The sequence below is a fragment of the Bacillus sp. EB106-08-02-XG196 genome (assembly GCF_013396335.1).
GTDB lineage: Bacteria > Bacillota > Bacilli > Bacillales > Cytobacillaceae > Neobacillus.
The window spans coordinates 68,316-88,342 of record NZ_JABWSY010000018.1 but is presented as its reverse complement, the minus strand read 5'-3'; the positions used below and the strand labels follow the sequence as shown (position 1 = coordinate 88,342).

At 36.1% G+C, this 20,027-nt stretch carries 20 protein-coding genes; 11 read left to right on the top strand and 9 right to left on the bottom strand.

The annotated features are described in order from the left end of the window. The first annotated feature begins 2 nt into the window (after positions 1-2). Genes MLOOGBEN_RS23995 through MLOOGBEN_RS23985 form a run of 3 tightly spaced genes read left to right on the top strand, consistent with a single transcriptional unit; the run spans position 3 to position 1,676 of the window. A complete protein-coding gene (locus MLOOGBEN_RS23995) occupies positions 3-431 on the top strand; it encodes an acyl-CoA thioesterase (protein WP_179160808.1) in 429 nt (142 codons plus the stop codon). 24 nt (positions 432-455) lie between these two features. Continuing rightward, positions 456-746, top strand: coding sequence for a hypothetical protein (locus MLOOGBEN_RS23990; RefSeq protein WP_179160807.1), 291 nt, complete (start codon positions 456-458; stop codon positions 744-746). 18 nt (positions 747-764) lie between these two features. After that, a complete protein-coding gene (locus MLOOGBEN_RS23985; RefSeq protein WP_179160806.1) occupies positions 765-1,676 on the top strand; it encodes a Gfo/Idh/MocA family protein in 912 nt (303 codons plus the stop codon). Positions 1,677-1,725: 49 nt separating this feature from the next. On the opposite strand, the gene MLOOGBEN_RS23980 is transcribed toward MLOOGBEN_RS23985, so the two are convergent. The 5 genes from MLOOGBEN_RS23980 to plsY all read right to left on the bottom strand — a co-directional run bounded on the left by MLOOGBEN_RS23980 (position 1,726) and on the right by plsY (position 5,378). Further along, a complete protein-coding gene (locus MLOOGBEN_RS23980) occupies positions 1,726-2,019 on the bottom strand; it encodes a HesB/YadR/YfhF family protein (protein WP_179160805.1) in 294 nt (97 codons plus the stop codon). A 70-nt stretch (positions 2,020-2,089) separates the two neighbouring features. Continuing rightward, complete coding sequence (locus MLOOGBEN_RS23975; RefSeq protein ID WP_179160804.1) at positions 2,090-2,845, bottom strand: CPBP family intramembrane glutamic endopeptidase; 756 nt, start codon at positions 2,843-2,845, stop codon at positions 2,090-2,092. A 41-nt stretch (positions 2,846-2,886) separates the two neighbouring features. Next, positions 2,887-4,038, bottom strand: a complete 1,152-nt coding sequence (locus MLOOGBEN_RS23970; RefSeq protein WP_179160803.1) for a CapA family protein — start codon at positions 4,036-4,038, stop codon at positions 2,887-2,889. Between the two features lie 461 nt (positions 4,039-4,499). Continuing rightward, complete coding sequence (locus MLOOGBEN_RS23965; protein ID WP_179160802.1) at positions 4,500-4,676, bottom strand: hypothetical protein; 177 nt, start codon at positions 4,674-4,676, stop codon at positions 4,500-4,502. Positions 4,677-4,790: 114 nt separating this feature from the next. Next, the gene (plsY, locus tag MLOOGBEN_RS23960; protein ID WP_179160801.1) at positions 4,791-5,378 is read right to left on the bottom strand and encodes a glycerol-3-phosphate 1-O-acyltransferase PlsY; all 588 of its coding nucleotides are present in this window, start codon (positions 5,376-5,378) and stop codon (positions 4,791-4,793) included. Positions 5,379-5,536: 158 nt separating this feature from the next. Between plsY and MLOOGBEN_RS23955 the strand changes: the two genes are divergently transcribed. The 6 genes from MLOOGBEN_RS23955 to MLOOGBEN_RS23930 all read left to right on the top strand — a co-directional run bounded on the left by MLOOGBEN_RS23955 (position 5,537) and on the right by MLOOGBEN_RS23930 (position 14,123). Beyond that, the gene (locus MLOOGBEN_RS23955) at positions 5,537-7,276 is read left to right on the top strand and encodes a glycosyl hydrolase family 18 protein (protein WP_179160800.1); all 1,740 of its coding nucleotides are present in this window, start codon (positions 5,537-5,539) and stop codon (positions 7,274-7,276) included. A gap of 256 nt (positions 7,277-7,532) precedes the next feature. Further along, entirely contained in the window at positions 7,533-8,054 is a 522-nt protein-coding gene (locus MLOOGBEN_RS23950; RefSeq protein WP_179160799.1) for a sensor histidine kinase, read from the top strand. 106 nt (positions 8,055-8,160) lie between these two features. Further along, on the top strand, positions 8,161-8,574 hold the full coding sequence (locus tag MLOOGBEN_RS23945; protein ID WP_179160858.1) for a CoA-binding protein: 414 nt from the start codon (positions 8,161-8,163) through the stop codon (positions 8,572-8,574). 278 nt (positions 8,575-8,852) lie between these two features. Further along, positions 8,853-10,832 (top strand): DNA topoisomerase IV subunit B, encoded by a 1,980-nt coding sequence (gene parE / locus MLOOGBEN_RS23940; RefSeq protein ID WP_179160798.1) that lies wholly within the window; start codon positions 8,853-8,855, stop codon positions 10,830-10,832. Then, the gene (gene parC, locus MLOOGBEN_RS23935) at positions 10,829-13,267 is read left to right on the top strand and encodes a DNA topoisomerase IV subunit A (protein WP_179160797.1); all 2,439 of its coding nucleotides are present in this window, start codon (positions 10,829-10,831) and stop codon (positions 13,265-13,267) included. The genes parE and parC overlap by 4 nt, the downstream gene beginning before the upstream one ends. A gap of 97 nt (positions 13,268-13,364) precedes the next feature. Then, complete coding sequence (locus MLOOGBEN_RS23930) at positions 13,365-14,123, top strand: hypothetical protein (protein WP_179160796.1); 759 nt, start codon at positions 13,365-13,367, stop codon at positions 14,121-14,123. 302 nt (positions 14,124-14,425) lie between these two features. On the opposite strand, the gene xerS is transcribed toward MLOOGBEN_RS23930, so the two are convergent. Continuing rightward, positions 14,426-15,511, bottom strand: a complete 1,086-nt coding sequence (gene xerS, locus MLOOGBEN_RS23925; protein WP_179160795.1) for a tyrosine recombinase XerS — start codon at positions 15,509-15,511, stop codon at positions 14,426-14,428. A 218-nt stretch (positions 15,512-15,729) separates the two neighbouring features. Here xerS and MLOOGBEN_RS23920 point away from each other — a divergent pair, with 218 nt between their 5' ends. Together MLOOGBEN_RS23920 and MLOOGBEN_RS23915 are read left to right on the top strand one after the other, a co-directional pair. Further along, positions 15,730-16,026, top strand: coding sequence for a hypothetical protein (locus MLOOGBEN_RS23920; RefSeq protein WP_179160794.1), 297 nt, complete (start codon positions 15,730-15,732; stop codon positions 16,024-16,026). Between the two features lie 81 nt (positions 16,027-16,107). Then, on the top strand, positions 16,108-16,368 hold the full coding sequence (locus tag MLOOGBEN_RS23915; RefSeq protein ID WP_179160793.1) for a DUF2533 family protein: 261 nt from the start codon (positions 16,108-16,110) through the stop codon (positions 16,366-16,368). A 36-nt stretch (positions 16,369-16,404) separates the two neighbouring features. Here MLOOGBEN_RS23915 and MLOOGBEN_RS23910 read toward each other — a convergent pair whose 3' ends face one another. From MLOOGBEN_RS23910 to MLOOGBEN_RS23900, 3 genes are read right to left on the bottom strand one after another with little or no spacing between them, the layout of a single operon-like run. Further along, entirely contained in the window at positions 16,405-17,493 is a 1,089-nt protein-coding gene (locus MLOOGBEN_RS23910) for a Ger(x)C family spore germination protein (protein WP_179160792.1), read from the bottom strand. Then, on the bottom strand, positions 17,486-18,565 hold the full coding sequence (locus MLOOGBEN_RS23905; protein WP_256989260.1) for a spore germination protein: 1,080 nt from the start codon (positions 18,563-18,565) through the stop codon (positions 17,486-17,488). The genes MLOOGBEN_RS23910 and MLOOGBEN_RS23905 overlap by 8 nt, the downstream gene beginning before the upstream one ends. An 11-nt stretch (positions 18,566-18,576) precedes the next feature. Further along, a complete protein-coding gene (locus tag MLOOGBEN_RS23900) occupies positions 18,577-20,025 on the bottom strand; it encodes a spore germination protein (protein WP_179160790.1) in 1,449 nt (482 codons plus the stop codon). Between the last annotated feature and the right edge of the window lie 2 nt (positions 20,026-20,027).

The window sequence follows — 20,027 nt, the reverse complement described above, 5'->3', positions numbered from 1 at the left end:
AAATGGACAATGTATTTATTTCCACAAGAGAAATTCAACTTTTATATGCAGATACGGACATGATGGGCGTCATTTATCATGCCAACTATTTAAAGTATTTTGAACTAGGGAGAAGCGGGCTGATTGAGGATCTTGGTTATAGTTATGTGGATATGGAGAATGCAGGATATTTCGCGCCAGTATATGACATCCAAGCTACCTATAAAAAACCGTTACGCTACGGTGATAGAGGCATTGTAAAGACGTGGATTGAAAAAAATGACGGGCTAAAAACAGTATATGGGTATTCCATCATAAATGGAGATGAGGAAGTGTGTGCACAAGGCACTTCGACACATATTGTTGTCAAAAAAGATAATTTTAGACCGATTGCATTCAAGAAGGCGTTTCCTGAATGGTACTTGAAGTATGAAGAAATAAAGAAGAAGTAACCGTAAGAGTTTTGGGGTGATGATATGGCATTTGGAATCAAAAGACAGGAAGTAATAGAATGGAAACAAAAAATTGATGAGGGTGAAATCGCATTCTTAACCCATTATTGGCTGGATGATCGCTTTCCAGGTTGTAACACCGTTACTAAGGTAGGCTGCCTTGACCTTGAAAAACTTGCTGAATGGGGAAGAAAATATGGGTTACAAAAAGAATGGATTCATCACCGCCGTGACGGTTATTCCCATTTTGATTTAATTGGAGCAAGACAAAAAGAAATACTAGGTAAAGAAGGATTACATCACCATATTTGGTGATAGCAGGGAGATGAAACCATGTTAAAGTTAGGAGTCATCGGTCTTGGGGATATAGCGAAAAAAGCTTATTTGCCTGTTCTTAGTAAGCAAGCTGATGTGGAATTCTATCTTTTCACAAGAAACACTGACGTTTTAACGGAAATAAGTAATCAATACCGATTTCCACACATTCATTCAAGTCTTACTTCACTAATAGAAAGTGGAATAAAAGGAGCATTTGTCCATTCGTCAACGGAATCTCATGAGCAAATTGTAAGAGAGCTCTTAGAGAATGGTATCCATGTCTATATCGATAAACCTATAACCAACCACTTGGGATCAACCAAGGAACTCGTGGAACTTGCCGAGAGAAAAGGTCTTATCTTAATGACTGGATTTAACAGACGGTTTGCCCCATTTTATCAAGCAATGACAGAAATTGCTCAACCAAATATGGTTATTTTGCAAAAAAACCGCCACGCACTGCCCAGCGATATTCGCTCATTTGTCTATGATGATTTTATCCACGTCTTAGATACGGTACGGTACATTATGAAAGGCGATATCCAAGAAACAATCGTTAATGGAAGAGTAGATAATGGGATGCTTTACCATGTAGTTGTTCAATTTATTTCTAAGGACATGACAGGTATCGCGATTATGAACCGAGACAGCGGGGCAGTAGAAGAAAGATTAGAAGTAATGGGACCTAACGAGAAAAGAATTGTCCATGATTTAGATAAATTAACGATTTATCGTGATCATAAGGAAATCGCACTTTCTTTTAACAATTGGGATTCTACCCTATTTAAAAGAGGATTTGAACAGATTGTTAAAGAGTTTATTAATGCGGTAGGAACTAACTGCTTTCCATCTGTTACTGCCAGGGATTCCTTGCAGACACATGAAATATGCGAATTTGTTGTTCAACAGCTGGAGAGCAGGCAATAGAATAAGCACACATGAAAGTACCATCATTCATGTGTGCTTATTTTTTTGATTATGCTTTTTTATAATCTAAAACAGGCTCTTCATATTTTGCATGATACTCAATGACTAAATCATGGTCATCAAAGTACCATAAGTCTTTTTCTTCAATATAAAAAGTAATTCCGTCTTCGGTTGTTTTTGCTCCAATATCAACGGGTTCGTCATTTGATATACCAAGTGAAAACCCACTTTGTACGGTACTGCATCCGCCGTATCGTACATAGAAACGGACAAAATCATCGGTTTTAAGATTTAGTTCTTGTTTGTACCACGCTGCTGCATCACTGCTGATTTGGATTTTCATTTATTGCTCCTTTCAAAATACCTATGGTGTTATTATATAATAAAGCAAAGACAATTATCGATGATGTTGCTTATAAAGGAAGTTGAAGCCAGTCATTTAGGTAAAAGAAAAATAATACAAATGAATGAGCAAAAATAGATGGCAAAATGCTATTATATTTAATGGTTAAAAGTGCAAATAAGAACCCTAAAATGAGATATAACAGAACAACCGCAGTAGAAAATCCAAATATAGTTGTATTCATCGCAAAGGTAATACTTGTAAATAGAATAGCAGATGTTTCATTTGTTATCTTAATTAATTGTGATAACAGAATACCTCGCCACATCACTTCCTGTAGAGAAGCATGAATAAGAGAGAATGTGAAAAGAGAAAGGAACATGTTTAAATCTGATCCACTATTATTAATAAATATGAAAGTGACACCGACAGAAAGAAGTAACAAAATAATATAAATAGGCTTATTGGTGTTATTTACCTCTGGTTTATTAAAAAAGAAGCTAATTTTTTTATTGAATTGCTTGATAACATAACATATAGATAGGATAGGGATAAGGAACAATACCTGGTTTATAATTACCCTATAGAATGGAATGTATTGATACCCTTCAATAAATTTATCAGTATAAAAGAGAATTAGATTTCCACCAAAAAAGGAAATCATCACCCATGCAAATAAACGATTTTCTTCCTTCAGGAAAGCGAGCAATAGGAATAGGCCAAGGAGAAACCAAGTAAATAGACTATAGTAGCCTCTTGTGAAGAAACAAATTAAAACGATAAACAATATTGATAATATATATCCTTGATAGTTAAATTGTTTCATTTGAAACTTCCTTCCAATTAAAACGGGTTAATGACCCCGTATTAACGGAGCCATTGGGTCATATGGTCTTTAATTTCCTGGTATTTAGCAGCAGCATTTTGCAATCCAAAGGAACCTGCATTTTCTAATGGTACGACTTGATAATTTTTACTACCTTGGCTTGAAACATAGGTAGGATAAAAAGCCGGATTTGTTAATTCAATTGTTTTCCCTGTATTCGTAATATGTTTCGTGATTTCAACCGTTGCCATGCCGCCAATATCTTTATAGTCTCTTACTTGTCCTGAGATAAAGTTACCCAATGAATATATAACCAATGACTTTCCGCCATCTTCAGTATTAATCCATTCCATAGGCTGAAGGACATGGGGATGAGAACCAAAAATGATATCTACTCCTTCGTTCGCAAGGAAATTTGCCAAATCCTTTTGCTCATTGGTCGGAATTCGCTGGTATTCATTACCCCAATGGATACTCATAATCACAACATCTGCTTCCTTCTTAGCCCGCGCAATTTCATCATTCATAAGATCTCGATTGATAAGATTAACTAGAAAGTCCTTGCCATCTGGAATGGGTATTCCATTTGTTCCATAGGTATAAGATAGAAATGCTAATTTTATACCATTTTTATGTATGATTCTTAACTTTTTGCGGTCCTCTTGATTTAGAAAGCTTCCAACATGGGGGAGTCCAATACTATTTAAATAATCGACAGCAGAAAGAATTCCTCTTTCTCCTTTGTCTAACGTATGGTTGTTAGCGATTGAAACAATATCAACCCCCGAATGAACGAGAGCATCTGCGACCTCATGTGGACTATTAAACGTCGGGTAACTTGATACACCTATGTCAACTCCACCTAACATACTCTCTTGATTAGCTGTTAGAACATCCGGTGATTCCAATAAGGTTTTAACATGTTCGAAGATAGGGTTGAAATTATACTGCGTTCCATTATACGCATCCTGATAAACGGTATCATGAATCAAAATGTCGCCGATGGCACCTACAGTAATCCTTTCTGTCAGAGTCCTGCTCATAACAGGCTGCAATCTCTGTATATGTTCCTTTGCAGGGTGTTTTTTTTCTGTTGCATTCTGTTTATTACGCTGTTCAATTAGGAGTACAGCAGCAACAAGAATACACATAGAAATGATCATAACAGACGAAATAATGGCTTTCTTTTTCATAGCTTCTCCTTACTAATCTGTTTTGAGGCAAAATATTTTCAACCATTCTACCAATACTATAATATAATTATGTGCTATTTTTCGACTTTTTCCTGCAATTTATGAAAAAATATTAAGGATGTGATAGGTTTGTTCAAGATTACGGAGAGTGCCCGCAGCATATTGGAAGGAATTATCCTGAGGGAAAAGCAATCTCCAAATGAGGAACTACTCGTTCGGTTGAGCATGGGGATTGGCTGAGGAGGTCCCAAACTAAATCTGTCTCTGGAAGAGCGGAAAATTACTGGTGATCTTCTATTTGAATTTGAAGGGCTAAATATTCTCATTCATGAACAGGATTATGTTTACTTTGACCATACTAAACTTGATTATGTAGAGGATGTTCTGGGAAAATACTCATTTAAATTATTAAAAATATAAAAACGGAGTTTCGAAAAGCGGAACTCCGTTTTTTCTGCTGTTTATTCATCCATTTCTTCAAAAAAATCAATTAGCTCATCAAAATTCCTTGTTACCTTGTATGGAAATTTTTCTGGGAGATCATCCATTAAACACTGATAAAATTCAACCACAAATTCTTGATATGCGGCGTCTGAAACGTCCGTTGAAAACATATAGGTTTGATTAAGATCAGACATAAAATCCCCTCCTTGAGTACCTTTACCTTTATTTTACATTAAAATAAGGAAAGAAAATGACTGGAAATATGAAATTTTCATGAAAAATGGCTTTAAGGAACCATTTAAGATTCCTTAAAGCCATTTAATTTTAGGTTCCGTTTTATTCATGATTCGCTTAATATTAGCACGGTGTCGATAAATGACAAAAGAGGCCAAAAGTATTACTGCAATAAGAAGGGGAAGGTCTCCATCAATTGCAGCATAAATCACAGCACAAATGCCAGCAAGCATGGATGATAATGATACATATTTAGTAATGTAAAGACTGGCAAAAAAGACAACGAAAATAGTTAAAAACATAAGTGGTGCACAAAACAATAATACGCCGCCAGATGTTGCTACTGCTTTGCCGCCTCTGAATCCAGCAAAGATGGGATAAGTGTGTCCAATAACAGCAAAAACACCAGCGAGTAAAGGATTGATTTCATCAAGTCCAAACAGTACAGGTAAGGATGCCGCTAAAGTCCCTTTTAGGATATCAGCCACAGTAACAGCTAGACCAGCTTTTACTCCTAAGGTTCGAAAAGTATTGGTTCCCCCTAAATTTCCACTTCCATGCTCACGTATATCTGTTTTATAAAAAACTTTCCCAATGATTAAACCTGACGGAATGGATCCTAGCAGATAGGCTAGTATCAAGACTAAAATAATTTGAACCATCAACGATTTCTCCTTCTATAAATAATGCATGTCCTGTTATTTTACCATGTAATGGTGAAAAAACACTACTACCGCTTTTAACTAATTCAAAAAGTGCTAAAAAAATTCCTTCTCAATTTTTATTTAATACCGTACGATAGATGTGAGGGGGAAGAACTTTGGAACAAATTGAATACCGTAAGAAGAAATCATTATCACCAAAATGGATCCTGGGAGGATTGATGATCGCAATTTTAATGATTGCATCTCCTATTCTTTTTTTATTATATCCGTTTGCCTCTAAGGAAAGATTAACTTATTTTACCGAAAAAAATCCAATCCTTTTTGAAGGAACTCAAAAGGGAAATGCACTACTAGAGGGGAATTCTATCTTTCTCCCACTTACATTTATGCAAGAGCACATAGATCATTCTATTATTTTTGATGAAAAATCTAAGTCCATCATCATTACGACAACAGACAAAGTCATTCAAATGCCTACAGATTCCTTAACTTTTTTTGTAAATCAAAAACCAGTAGATTTGCAGGTCTCACCGATTATTTCAAAGGAAGGTCAAATATTTGTGGCAATCGATCCCCTGCTTTCCTATTATCCTATCCAATATACAGTTTTAGAAGATACGGGTGCGGTTTGGGTACAAAAAGATGGTGATCATTATATACAAGGAGAAATAACGTCAGAAGATGTTCACCCTGAAAAATTGAGATTACGAACAGAGCCATCATTACAGTCACCGTATACTGCGGAAATGTCTAAACAAGAAATCGTCATGATAGAGTCCGAGGAACAGGATTATTATTTAGTGAGAAAAGAAAATGGATTAAGTGGGTACATCCACAAGAAATATGTTAAGAGAAACAAAGAAGTTACGATTACAATCTCACAGAAAAATGAAGCATTAGAAATTCCTAAAATTAATGGGCCGATTCAATTAACATGGGAAGCCGTTTATACCAAAAATCCAGATCATACGCTAATTCCTGATATGCTGGGTTTGAATGTAGTGTCACCAACTTGGTTTTCCTTAACTGGAAACGATGGAAGCATAAAAAATTTAGCTTCATTAGAATATAGTAAATGGGCACAGTCAAGGGGTTATCAGGTATGGGGGTTATTTTCGAATTCGTTTGACCCAGTGCTCACACATGAGGCATTAAAAGATTTTGAAACGCGGCAAAAGATTATCGTTCAGCTGCTTCATTTCAGTCAAATGTACCAATTACAGGGAATTAACTTTGATATAGAAAATGTAAAGCAGGAAGACGGGCACTTAGTCACTCAATTCATGAGGGAAGCAACACCTTACTTACACGAAGCAGGGTTAGTCGTTTCAATGGACATAACTTTTTATGCAGGCGAAAATAATAACTGGTCTTCTTTCTATGAAAGAAGTAAGCTCGCTAGTATTGTAGATTATCTGATTATTATGGCTTATGACGAGCATTCTGGTTCATCCCCGGTATCTGGAAGTGTTTCAAGTCTCCCTTGGGTGGAGAAAAATCTACAAAACTTGTTGACTGAGGTTCCAAAAGAGAAGCTTATTCTAGGTGTGCCATTATACACCAGGCTTTGGAAGGAACAACAAAATGCTGACGGGACGAAGGAGGTTAGTTCTCAGGCTTTGTCCATGATGAAGGTGAAAGAATGGCTTGCTGAGAAAGGCCTGCAGCCTGTTTATGATGAAGAAAGCGGTCAAAACTATGTAGAGTATTATGCGGAGGATGAGAAGGCTACCTATAAAGTTTGGATGGAGGATGAATTATCACTATCTAAACGCGCAAACCTTGCTTCTACTTACCAGCTAGCTGGAGTAGCTTCCTGGTCTAGAAATTTCGGTGATCAGACTGCTTGGACAGCAATAAATATGGACCCTAATAAAGCATTAACACAGAAATAGACCGGCATGGCTGGTCTATTTCTTTTTGTTTTTATTTAAAATAATATTCTGTCTAAGATAAGAACAATTAGAGTCTAATTTATTACAAATATATGGAGAATTTTCAAACCCTTTCAATACCGATTGAAAAGATTTGCTATCCCGAAATATAATTTAATTATAAACTTTTAGAAAATGTCATTAAACACCGATCAAGTCAACTGTGGACTGATCGGATTTCTTATATTTATCTAAGTTATATAAAAGGGGTGAAAGTATGTCACGAACTAATTATGATGTTCGAAAGCTCTATCAGACGAACAAAGAAAAATGTCCTTTTTCTGTTTCAGATTCAATTGAAGAAGCGCTGTCAGTTTTTTTCTCTATCCTTAGGAACCAAGATATTCATGTAGATTTCGAATATCGCGGCCTGCAAATTGCCTACGGAGTTCCCAGTGAATTCAGTCAAATTGTATTACATATTTTAACAAGCGCAAGAGAAGCTTTTGATAGGAATCATATCCAAAGTCGAAAAATGAAAATACAGATTTGCACGAAAGAGGATCTTATAGTTGTGAAGTTTACTGATAATGCAGGTTGTATCGATTCTGCACAAATCTCAAGGTTATTCGAACCCAATTTCACCACTAATGAGCATGGAACTGGTAATGGCCTATATATAACGAAAATGATTATTGAAAAGATGAATGGTTTGGTAAAGGTTGAAAATACTGAGGATGGAGCAAGATTTAGTCTTTCTATTCCAAAATTTTCTTCCGAAAATAATGCAGCACTTTAATAATAAAGCTTCCGACCTCTCGGGAGCTATTATTTTTTGTAAACAATCTAATTATGTTATAGTTAGAGTGGATAGTAAAATTAAGGAAATAAAGGAAGTGTATTTAATGCCAGTCGAAAATCCATCATTAGAGGAAATAGGAGCAATTTTAAAAAAATCTAAACGTATCGCTGTTGTTGGTTTAAGTAATAAACCAGACAGAACCTCTTATATGGTGTCAGAGGTGATGCAAAAAGCAGGTTATGATATTATTCCTGTGAATCCAAGTGTTGATGAAGTACTAGGCGTGAAAGCGGTTGCTTCTTTAAAAGACATTGAAGGACACATAGATATTGTCAATGTTTTCCGCCGTTCAGAACAATTGTTTGATGTAGCAAAAGAATTCGATGAAATCGATGCTGATGTTTTTTGGGCACAGCAGGGCTTAGTAAATGAAGAGGCATATGAGTTTTTGAAAGAAAAAGGATATACAGTGATTATGGATCTTTGTATAAAAGTGGCACATGCTTTAACAAAATAATCATTTGCTGGAAAAAAGCTGCTAAAAAATTAGCAGTTTTTTTCTTTTCTTGACTAAAAATACTGTTACATAATTATGTTGTTTTAAATTAGACATTTGCCAAATCGAAATAAATCGCTAAAATAAAGCATAGACGCTGAAAACATGTGGTACAATTAAAGCGGCAAACATTCGTTCTAAATTATGGAAACAACTTTTACACGAATGATAAAAATTACTCATAAAGATAGCAAGTAGAAAGTGTTTTTTCTTTTGTAGGGAATGAAAGGGGTATTTTAGTGGCAAGTAATCAGAAAGCTTTTGAATATAATGATGATGCCATACAGGTACTAGAGGGACTGGAGGCCGTCAGGAAGCGACCAGGAATGTACATCGGGAGCACTGATACACGCGGATTACACCATCTTGTATATGAGATAGTTGACAACTCTGTCGATGAAGCTCTCGGAGGATTCGGGGACCAAATCATTGTAAAAATTCATAAAGATAATTCAATAAGTGTAATGGATAAAGGACGCGGAATGCCGACGGGAATGCATAAAATGGGGAAACCAACTCCTGAAGTCATTTTAACAGTCCTCCATGCTGGGGGTAAATTTGGTCAAGGCGGTTACAAAACCAGCGGTGGTTTACATGGTGTTGGTGCCTCAGTCGTGAATGCATTATCCGAATGGTTAACTGTAACGATAAAAAGAGATGGTTTTGTTTACGAACAACGCTTTGAAAATGGGGGTAAACCGGTCACAACCTTAGAGAAAATCGGGAAAACGAATCAATCAGGTACAACGATTCACTTTAAACCGGACCCGACCATCTTTTCCACGACCACTTATAATTTTGAAACATTATGTGAGAGGTTAAGAGAATCGGCCTTTCTTTTAAAAGGGTTAAAGATTGAAATCATCGATGACCGAAATGACTTTCATGAGGTTTTTCATTATGAAAATGGAATAGAAGCCTTTGTCACTTACTTAAATGAGGAAAAAGATGTCCTTCATCCGGTCATTAGTTTTGAAGGAAGCCACAATGGGATTGAAGTGGAATATGCTTTTCAATTTAATGATGGCTATTCAGAGAACATGCTTTCATTTGTAAACAATGTCCGTACGAAAGACGGCGGAACGCATGAAGTAGGTACGAAAACGGCAATGACTCGTATTTTCAATGAGTACGCCCGAAAGGTTTCCCTTCTAAAAGAAAAGGAAAAGAATCTTGAGGGTGCAGATATTCGTGAAGGATTATCCGCGATTATTTCTATCCGAATTCCTGAGCAGTTATTACAGTTCGAGGGTCAGACCAAGGGGAAATTAGGAACGAGTGAAGCTAGATCGGCTGTAGACGCAGTGGTTTCTGAACACCTTACGTATTTCCTTGAGGAAAATCCAGACATTAGCTCGTTATTGATTAAAAAGTCGATTAAAGCTTACCAAGCCCGAGAAGCAGCAAGAAAAGCACGTGAGGACGCTAGAAGCGGTAAAAAACGGAAGCGTTCGGACGCTCTATTATCAGGAAAGCTTACACCTGCTCAATCAAGAAACCCGCAAAAGAATGAGATTTACTTAGTTGAGGGTGACTCCGCAGGCGGTTCTGCAAAACAAGGCCGTGACCGACGCTTCCAAGCTGTACTTCCACTGCGTGGTAAGGTCATTAATACTGAAAAAGCGAAGCTGGCCGATATTTTTAAAAATGAAGAAATCAATACGATTATTCATACCGTTGGGGCTGGAGTAGGTTCTGATTTTAATTTAGAAGATGTGAATTATGATAAAGTCATTATCATGACGGATGCCGATACAGACGGGGCGCATATTCAAGTGTTACTGTTAACCTTTTTCTATCGGTATATGAGACCACTTATTGAAGCAGGTAAAGTATTTATCGCGCTTCCACCTTTGTATAAAGTGAGTAAAGGATCGGGTAAAAAAGAAATTATCGAATATGCCTGGAGCGATGATGAACTTCAGGGTGCAATTAAAAAAGTTGGCAGAGGCTATATGATCCAGCGCTATAAAGGTCTTGGCGAGATGAATGCCGACCAGCTTTGGGATACAACGATGAATCCAGAGACACGGACATTAATACGTGTGAAAATAGATGACGCGGCAAGAGCAGAGCGACGAATCACTACTCTAATGGGTGATAAAGTTGACCCTCGCCGTAAATGGATTGAAAGCAATGTGGCCTTTGGTTTAGAGGAAGATGATAGTATTTTGGAAAATGAAAATATTACGGTCGCTGAGGAGGAATCTGAAGAATGAGCTCAAATGAGATATTCCGTGACTTACCTTTAGAGGATGTAATTGGCGATCGTTTTGGCAGATATAGTAAGTATATTATTCAAGAACGTGCCTTACCAGATGCAAGGGATGGCTTAAAACCAGTACAACGCAGAATACTGTATGCGATGCACGTGGAAGGTAATACACATGAAAAGGGCTTCCGTAAATCAGCAAAAACAGTAGGTAATGTAATTGGTAACTATCACCCACACGGTGATTCATCGGTTTATGAGGCAATGGTGCGGATGAGCCAGGACTGGAAGGTTAGGAATGTCCTCGTCCAAATGCATGGAAACAACGGAAGTATGGACGGAGATCCTCCTGCTGCGATGCGTTATACGGAGGCACGTTTATCTGCCATTGCTGCAGAGCTGCTTCGTGATATTGAAAAGCAAACAGTCGATTTTATTCCTAACTTCGATGATACTTCAAAGGAACCTACCGTATTACCAGCCATGTTTCCAAATTTGTTGGTAAACGGGTCAACAGGGATATCTGCTGGGTACGCAACCGATATTCCACCACACAATCTCGGAGAAGTCATTGACGGCGTCATCATGCGAATGGATAATCCAGATTCAACCGTTGATGAAATAATGACCCTCATTAAGGGACCGGATTTTCCCACTGGAGGTATCATTCAAGGGATTGAAGGTATTAAAAAGGCCTATGAAACTGGTAAAGGGAAAATCATTGTTCGCAGTAAAGCAGAGATTGAGGATTTACGCGGCGGAAAGCAGCAAATTGTCGTGACGGAGATTCCGTACGAGGTCAATAAAGCAAATTTAGTTAAGCGAATCGATGAATTTCGTCTCGACAGAAAAGTCGAGGGAATATCAGAGGTTCGTGATGAAACAGACAGAACTGGCCTACGAATTGTCATTGAATTGAAGAAAGATTCAGATGCAAATGGTGTCCTGAACTATCTTTATAAAAATAGCGATTTGCAAGTCACATACAATTTTAATATGGTTGCTATTGCAAAAAAACGTCCAAAATTATTAGGAATTCGTGAATTGTTGGACGCTTATATTGAGCACCAAAAAGAAGTTGTGGTTAGAAGAACAAAATATGAGCTAGACAAAGCAAATGAACGTCAACATATCGTTGAAGGATTAATGAAGGCCTTATCCATCCTTGACGAAGTGATTGCGACAATCCGTGCATCAAAAGATAAACGTGATGCTAAAGATAATTTGATTTCCAAATTCGCATTCACTGAAGCTCAAGCGGAAGCCATCGTTTCTTTACAGCTCTATCGTTTAACCAATACCGATATTACCGCACTTCAAAATGAAGCGGAAGAATTGGCTAATAAAATTGCAGAATGGACTGCCATTTTATTAAGTGAAAAAAAACTATTATCGGTTATTAAAAAAGAATTAAAAGACGTCAAAAAGCGATTTGCTGACGCTCGTCGTTCTAAAATAGAAGCTGAGATAGAAGAATTGAAAATAAACCTTGAAGTTACTGTACCAAGCGAGGATGTCATCGTAACAGTTACAAAAGAAGGCTATATTAAACGTACAAGCCAGCGTTCTTACGCTGCTTCAAATGGACAAGACTTAGCGATGAAGGACTCTGACCGGTTATTAGCTCAGCTGGATGTGAACACCAAGGATGTAGTCTTGTTGTTTACGAATAAAGGGAATTACTTATACTGTCCTGTCCATGAACTTCCAGATATCCGCTGGAAGGACATTGGACAGCATGTTGCCAATATCATTCCGATCGAACGGAACGAAGATATTATTCATGCTATTCCGGTAAAAGATTTTGAGATTGATGCTTATCTGGTATTTGTCACAAAAAATGGAATGGTCAAGAAAACAGAGCTTAAGCAATATAAGGCACAGCGATATTCGAAGCCATTAGTAAGTGTCAATCTTAAGGATGATGATCAAGTCATTGATGTTCATCTAACCGATGGAACAAAAGAATTATTCTTAATATCTAATTTTGGCTATGCACTTTGGTTCCACGAAGAAGAAATTAGTATTGTCGGCGTCCGTGCTGCCGGTGTAAAAGGTATTAATTTGAAGGATGGGGATGTTGTTGTCGGCGGGAAGGTACTTTCTCCTGACACTAAGGAATCCATTGTCATCACCACTCAACGTGGTTCTATGAAGCGAATGAAGCTGAAGGAATTTGAAAAAGCAACACGAGCTAAGCGCGGCGTTGTTATTTTACGAGAATTAAAAGCAAATCCTCATCGTGTAGTTGGTTTTGTCGTTGCGAATGACGAAGATACAGTCTTCATTCAAACCGAAAAAGGCCACACGGAAACGATCGTAACATCTGAAATTCGCTTTAATGATCGTTATTCTAACGGATCTTTTGTCCTTGATGAAAACGATAATGGAAAAGTAACAACCATTTGGAAGGTAGAAGGTCCAACAAAAACGCAAGAATAAAATTATTATCAAAGACTCCCTAAATATCGGGAGTCTTTTTCATGTTTTTTCCAAAAATAGGGCATACTACCTGTATCAGATTTTGGAGGGGAAAAGAATGAAAAAAGAATTACTACTCGTTGCTGCTGCATTTTTTCTCATGTCTGTTACTGCCATAACCGGTGTTCATGCCTTCGAAGAAAAAGCTAAAACAGTTACCATTTCAAAACATGAATCTGACATCACTGGAGATGGAACCAATGAAAGTATTCAGTTAATAGGTGTTCCTTATCAAGGTGAAGAAGATTATTTAAAAGAGATTTATATTGATATATCTACTACGGATGAAAAACAGTACAGAATTCCACTAGAAAGTGGATCGAAAGCATCTTTAAAGCTGGTTGATCTTAACCAGGATGGAGTGAAAGATTTATTTTCAAATGTATTAACAGGGGGAAGCGGAGGCATAACTCTGAATTATTTATATACATTGAAGGATAATTTGAAAAAAGAATTAAAGGTTCCAGAACCATTAGAAATGGCCAGTACCTTTGAAAATGGCTATAAGGCGAAAATAACCATTATGCAAACAGGTAAAACCTATGAATTTGATTTAAAGGATCGAAAAAAATATTATAAAAAACTAGGACTTTATTATAAAGGACGATTAAATGAACCAACGGAATTAACCGTAAATTCATTTCATACGTTAAAGCCAGTTAAATTAGCTACAGGCGAAGTTGTATTAAATGGAGTACAAAGAATTACAGGGCTTGCAAATGCCGATACGATTGCTTTTGTGGAGTCAATATGGAAATATGGTGATAATAAATGGAATCTCAATACCACGAATGTGCAGAGTAATGAAGAAAAGTAAGCAGAGCAGGGGGGCAAAAAATCTTAAATACTCGTTTATAACACAAATGACACAGGGAAACCTGTGTTTTTTTTGTACCTTTTGGGGTTATGATGAGTTTTTAAAAAGAGCTCACGAACAGGCGGCTAGAGCTGGAAATGGCAAAAAGGGATTCGTAATAAATTTTTAAACTTAAATTTTCATTCCGTCTCATTAACTTAAGTATACTTGGGATTTGAGATATAATTGAAATTTGTTACCATAATAATATTATGTAAACTAGAAAAAATTGAAAAAGTCAGCAGCTAATACTGCTGACTTTGTTATGATTGTTCTTTCGGCATATCCATTTTATCGACGGCAATTTTTAAATCGTCATTCTTAATATGGGTGTAAATCATCGTGGTTTGAATGGATGAATGCCCTAATTGCCTTCGTAATTTTGGTACATCGTTAATTTCAGCGTGATATCTTGTTGCAAATGAATGTCTTAGTTTATGTACTGATAACGACGGTTTACCAAATGCAGCTGCATACTTTTCTATTAATTTTTCAACTGCTCGTGCGGAAAGTCTTCGCGATTTTCCTTTTGGGCCTATTGGTGCTGCGATAAATAAAGCTTTATTATTCTTATCAACTTGGTACTTAACTGTTCTAACAGATAGATATGCTTGCAGATCAGCCATAGCAACCTGGCTAAAGAACACGAATTGCTCTTTATTTCCTTTTCTTATTACTCTTACACAGTACTTTTTGTAGTCAATATCATCTAATTCAATGCCAATTAACTCTGACAGACGAAGTCCCGAGCCTAAGATTAATGAAACAATTGCCGTATCACGTTCTTTATTTAATTGATGAAAGTTATATAGTTTTTTGTTTTCTTTATTCAATTCACTATAATCATTTGCTACAAATAAACGAAACTTTTCGTATTCATCACCAAGAAGAATTTTGCCTTCCATTTTAGCAGCTTTTGTTTCCATGCTGTCTTTTACTTCATTAAATTCAATTTTCGCCATTACATTACGGTTCATATAAGGCTTTAAATCAGGGGTTTCGGCAATGTTCTGGAGATAATTAAATAGGGACTTCAGTGCTGATAACTTCCGATTAATCGTTAATTCTTTATTATTCAGTTCGTAATGCAGGAAATTTAAAAAACTTTCAACCTCAATAACTGTCATTTGCTCTAATCGATTTAATGGAATATCTTTTGGAGCTCCAATAAATAATTGCTCACTGATCATCCAATTAAAAAAGATTTTGTAATCATGGCAGTAATTAAACAAAGAGGCCGTTGAAAGCTTTCGTAATTTATGATTGATATATTCATCAACATACCAGGGCAAGTCGGATAAGAGGGACTGCAGCTTTTTAAAATTTTCTTGTTTTGACTGGTTTACCATAAAATCACCTCACTACTATATTTTACTAAATCACTATAATTACGTCAAATTTATATTTTACGTAATTAAGTAAAATGATTAAATTACTTCATTATTTATCAATCCTTGTCTTTTGTTTTCTATATCAGACTCTTCCCTTCAATCTTTTGAAATTCCTTTCTGTTAATCATGTAATTCCTTTATAATATATTTATGTTGATATTAAAGGAGTTTTTTTAATGAATAATAAAGAATTAGAAGAAAAAATAATTCAGAACTATCAAGGCGAGGAAAAAATGATGATTCTCGTATTTGCACAATGGTGCATCAATCATGATTTAAATCCTGAGGAATTGTATTTGCGTGCATACCCTAATCAGGCTGCTAACATGGCTTTAAAAGATGCAATGGAATTAGTGGTTTCAAAAGATGAAGCTGGAGAAATTGGCGACGAAACACTACTTGGTGTCTTAGCATTGTTTGGAAACGATGACCTTGCGTTTGTTGTGACCGAGGAAATTGCTAAAATGAAATGAGTTCTTGAATAAAAAACTGAAGTCCTCCATCCTTTTGAATTATGATATGATAAAAACAGTTAACATTTGAGGAGTGAAAACATGAGTGTACATAAAGACTTAATTAAACATGCGAAAAATCAAAATCAGAGTTACCAGGAGTTTCAAGCTTTGGATGATCTGCGTGAACAATATATTGAAGAAGCTGTTGAATTATGTAAACAAGGGAAACCTTTTACAACAGACAAGATAAATGAAGTAACAAATAAAATGAACAGAATTAATTTACGAATCATTTCACTTAGAAAAAATGTTACCGTTGAGATGGTTCACGAATATGTAAACTCATTAGAAAAAAAATAATCCACTCTCTTGGTGGATTATTTTTCTATCCCCTCCCTACTTCCACTTTCCTGAACCGTTTAAGATAACATTAGCTTCGACATTTATGTTCATTTCCTGGTAGGCTTGATACTGATTTAATGCTTTCCATTCATGGAATGTCATTTTATTACGTACATATCGATTAATTCCAAGAGGGTCTACCTGGAGTTTCTGCAATTTTAATATCAGTTCCTTTCCTTCCTGATTAATTTTCTTAGTAATAATGTTTTCAATTTTTTTTTGTATTTTTGGATCGGAAATGTCCTCTTTCCCCGTATATTCTATAACATCCCCTATTAATTCTATATATATAGATGCCTTCTTTCTTGTTGCGGGCACTTCAATACGGTGATTATTTAGCTCGTAATTAAGCATGATTGAGGCTTCACCTTCCTCTCCTACATCGATTTGTTCGACAAAAACACCTTTTTGCATTTCTTCTCGAAAAAGGAAAAGATATCGGGCTTCAGAGGGCTTAAGTATTTCAACAAGTTTATCCTCGTGGAATAAGCCAATACCATTATAGGCAATGTTATTTTTCTCAATTTTAAAGACTGGCAGAATTGGGTCTATTCCGTCATCATAATAATCTCTAATAAATTGATAGATATTATAATTTGTTCTAAAATTTTCTCTATTCAATTTTGTTAAAAACTGCTCTAGGTATGTTGCATTTTGTCCTTCGTTTTTTATCTGCAGCATGAGAACTTCACTTGCTTCCCCTTCAGCTAAAGCCAACTTTAATCGAGTACCGATACTTGGATCACGAACTAGGGAATGTAAATAAGGCAGCATCCCATCTTTAGCCAATTTCTGCCCAAACATGGAAACACGAACCTGGCCGCTCTCTAGTTTAAAATTAGTCTTAAATCTTACTTTTTCCCTAGCATCCTTACTTGATTTTCCTTCCACCAGGATTGTTTTTCGATCATATTTGCCGTCTTTTGTTATGATTGGGAAAGTAACCGTTAATTTTAAGGGATTACTTTCGTTCTCCGTGAGATCATAGCCTACCGCATTTATAAGTGCTAAATCATCTATTATCCGTTGCTCGGCACAGCCAGTTAGTAAAGTGATGATTAAAACTCCAAATAGCTTATTCATTGGCTGGGTTCCTGTTCATTTTTTTCGTGAGTAATACCGTTAGTAATAAAAATATTGGTACTAAAAATGCAATTGCAGAAGCAGCATAGGTAATATACAATAACCATTGTTCTACGTCTTTGATAACCTTTGGTATAAAAGACACAAAGAAACCTATTATTAATATGCCAATAAGAATAAAATCAGATTTTATCCTTTTAAATTGGTATTGCAATAGTTCTTTTGCACCCCATAAGTACATGACGGTCGTCATTAGTACCTTTAAACCAAAAACTGAAAAAGTAAAATTTTCTACCCTTTCAAGGACAGGAAAAGAGATATACCCCAACAAGGTTACTACCGGGTACATTTCCCTTAACAACTGCTCAAAACTGAAAAAACCAAAACTGACGAAGGTCACTCCAAAATATATAAGTGATGTAATTGTATTTCCTGCTAAGAGTGATATTAATCGTTTTCTCTCGATCATATGGATAAATAAAATGGATAGTTCATAGCCTAATAGGGCTGTAAAAATAGACATCCCACCATTCAGCACATCTGTTTCACCTTTAAAAATAAATGGAGTTAGCCGGATAAAGCTAAATTCTGGCAGGTGGAAAGCTAATAAAAAAACAGTCCAAACGGTGAAATAAAATAAAACAACCGTTGCTTTTGCAATTTGATAGAGCTCTTTTCTTAACAACATATATATTAATATAAAGCCCATTGAAAGGAAGTAAATAAGGGACACATTTTGGTAAAACAACATTTTAAGGATCATTGAAAACTTAACCATGACAAATACTCCTAATAGCATCCATACTAAGGCAATAAACAAGCAAAATGGCAGTGTTATCCACTTTGGAAAAATGGCTATGATTCCAAACATTGACTTCCCTTTACTTAATTTAAAGACGAGCCAAATGAGAATAAGATTGAGATTTACAATAAAAGAAATAATGATAAGTCCAATCCACCCGTTGGTCCCAAAGGCTTCGGCAACAAGGCGGGGTAAAGAAAATAATGTAACACCAGACTGGATTAAATAAATCAAAATCGATGCTTGAAAGGGTGATAACTTTTCTTTCATTGACAATATCGTTAACCCCTTTCAGCTTTTTTTTTAAATGGTCCCCTTATTAATGAATATTTAAAAAATCGAGGGTACATAGGCGATATCGGTAATAGGTAGGGAGAGTTTAAATTGGTCAGGCAGCTTAAATGGATAATCAAGATCCCCATACCAAAAATAATCCCTAAGTTCCCCCAAAATCCTGAAAGTATAATAAACCCAAAACGCACAATTCTAATCGATGTACTTAATAAATAACTGGGTACCACAAATGACGCGATGGCAGAAGCCGCTACCACAATAATGAGGATATTGCTGGTAATCCCTGCCTGCACAGCTGCCTGCCCGATTACAATACCGCCAACAATACCGATTGTCTGTCCAACTTTTGTAGGAAGCCTAGCTCCTGCTTCTCTCAACAGCTCTAACAGGAATTCCAAAAAAAGAGCTTCAATCACAGGTGGAAATGGAACTTTACTCCGCGACTCCAGCAGTGTTGGAAGTAATGCCTGCGGAATCATTTCGTAGTGATAAGTTGTAACCGCTACATAGAAGGCCGTAAATATCAGGGTAACTAAAATGGCGATATACCGTGTAACCTTAATAAAAGTACTGACAATCCATCTTTGCCCGAAATCATCCATTGATTCCATAAAATCAAAAAAACTTACAGGAGTGCAAAAAGCAAACGGGCTATTATCCATTAAGCCTGCAATTTTTCCATCAAACAATTTATACGCAATTACATCTGGTCTCTCTGTTGTATAAAATTGTGGAAATGGTGAATTAGGATGTTCATCAATATATTGAACGAGCATATTCGTATCTACAATTGCATCGTTTTTTATTGAAAGAATTCGTTTTTTAATTTCTTCTATATCATCATCGGATGCTTCACCTTCGATATATAGTAAATAAACCTTCCTTTTCGCCTTATTTCCTACGTGTAATTTGATTGTCTTAAGTTGTGAACTCATCACTCTTTTTCGAATCAGTGATAAATTAACATCAATTGATTCAACAAATGCGTCATGCGCACCTAGAATAACAGATTCCGTTTCAGAAGGTGCAATAGCACGACCTGTATCTTCAATAAAAGGGAGCTCATATGCATGTTTTTCAGTAAATAGTATTCCATTGCCAGATAATATCGCTTCTTCAACCGAATTTATATCTGAAAGTTCCTTAAATCCGGAATGATTTAAAAAGGTCTGTAACTCTTCTAGTGTGATATTTCGAATGGTTGCTAGAAATTGCTCATACTGGTCTTTATTAATCAAATAGCTAAAGTAATAAATTTTTACTGTTAGATGTGGAAACTCTGTGACACATAAATCAGAACTACTGTTAAACTTGGATATAAATTGCTGATAGATTGAATCGACACCTACTATTGGTGCATCCTTCAAATCAGTATTTCCTTTTTGTAACTTCTGCAGCTTGAAGTCCTTCAAAAAGCGATTGCGATCTTTGCGCATTC